Source organism: Bradyrhizobium sp. Leo114, assembly GCF_055229415.2.
Genome location: NZ_JBUYEN020000150.1, coordinates 1 through 1,864, shown reverse-complemented (window position 1 = coordinate 1,864; position 1,864 = coordinate 1). Strand labels below are relative to the sequence as shown.

General features: G+C 61.7%; 1 protein-coding gene. It reads right to left on the bottom strand.

The features are described from left to right. Window positions 1-84 precede the first annotated feature (84 nt). On the bottom strand, window positions 85-1,662 hold the full coding sequence (gene ltrA / locus ACZIRK_RS45060) for a group II intron reverse transcriptase/maturase (protein WP_455998650.1): 1,578 nt from the start codon (window positions 1,660-1,662) through the stop codon (window positions 85-87). Between the last annotated feature and the right edge of the window lie 202 nt (window positions 1,663-1,864).

The window sequence follows — 1,864 nt, the reverse complement described above, 5'->3', positions numbered from 1 at the left end:
GGTCGCGGTAGGGACGCTGGTTTCCCAGCGCCCCCCGCTCAGATCCGTACGTGCGGAGCTACCGCATACGGCTCCTACCTTGGGTCATGACGTGTACCGCGGATTGGGATGCGGATGACAGGCGCGGACTTTCGGGATGTATCGCCTAACGTGACGCTGGAATCGATCCCAGGTCATGCGGGAGCGCTGGCTGCGTCGACGAAGCGAGCGCAGCCATGCCCGGCAGACCTCGGCGCGGAACATGCCGAGCCGTTTCAGATTCCCTGGAATCGCGTGGTAGTTCAGGTACCCCTGCACCACGCGACGGAGCCAGGCGCCGATCTCAGCGATGGGCGCATGGCGGCGTTTCATCAGGTCGTGTCGTATCGCCCTCAGCGTCGCCCGCATGCGGGAGGCGATGGTCACGCGCCGGATTGTGAAGTGCGGATTCATTCGGGTCACAGCGCAGATGTGCGTGAACCCGAGGAAGTCGAACGTTTCCGGGCGGCGTTGCCCCCGGCGTGCGCGGCGCTCGGCCGCGTACCGTCCAAATTCCAGAATCCGTGTCTTCTCCTCATTCAGCGAGAGACCGAACATCGCCATCCGCTCACGCAGTGCGTCGAGAAAGCGTAGGGCCTCGGACTTTGTTTCGAAGCCCACGACGCTGTCGTCCGCATAGCGGACGACGATGACATCCCCTTTCGCCGTTTTGCTCCGCCACTGGTGGGTCCAGAGGTCGAAGACGTAGTGCAGATAAATATTGGCGAGGAGCGGCGAGATCACCGCGCCTTGCGGCGTACCTATCCGTGCTACGGACTTCGATCCACTTTCGACAACGCCAGCGGTCAGCCACTTGCGTATCAATCGCAAGAGCCGGCGATCTGCAATCCTGTGCTCGAGGAACCGCATCATCCATTCGTGATCGATCGTGTCGAAGAACGAGCGGATGTCGGCGTCGAGCACCCAGTTCACTCTTTTCTGATGGATGCCGATCCAGAGTGCGTCCAGCGCTTTATGCTGACTTCGCCCCTCCCGGAATCCGTAGGAAAAGCCGAGGAAGTCCGCCTCGTAGATTGCATTCAGGACCGTCGTCACCGCGTGCTGGACGATCTTATCCTCCAGCGCAGCGATTCCGAGCGGTCTCAGTTTGCCATTCAACTTGGGGATATACACTCGGCGAGACGGGAGTGCCTGGTAGCGGCCTGATTGGACCGCGTCCCAAAGCGCTGCTATTCGCTCGTCGAGCCCTTCCTCATAGTCGCGCCATGTCATCCCGTCGACGCCGGGCGCCGCGGAGCGCTTCAGTTGCCTGAAGCTTTCCGTCAGCAATTCGCGCGTCACGTGATGCATCAACGCCGTGAACCGTGTCTTCCTATTCCGTCTTGCCAGTTCACGTATAGCCTCCAGCCTCGTCGACGCGCTGGTCCGGCTCAGGGTCCGGGGCGCGGGAGGATGTTTGCTATTGCCCTTGGCTGCCCGCCTTCCCTCCGGACCTTCCGCGAGCAACGGTGTGGACCCGTCGCTGTTGTTCAGGTCGTTCATTGGTACTATGCGGACATCCGACTTCTCGTCGACGATGACGCTGGGCTTATGGCATTCGCCTTTCCCCAGCCTGCCCGAACGCTGTTCGTCTTCGGGCGACGACGAGATCTCCCAGTTCCTGTGCGAAGGATTTCCCCGCATGCTCAGGGTCTCCGACCGCGTGGAACCGTTGAGCGGCTCGCGATGTGCGCCGCCCAACGTGTTGCCTTCCGCTTAGGATAACAGCGTCGGCGCTCCAGACTTCCGATTTCGCGGCTCAATGGCTGGCCTGCGGTTTCCCCTGTCAACGCTTCGAAGTCGTCCTCACGAACGCCTCCGCATGACTCGGGGCCAAGGTGGGTCG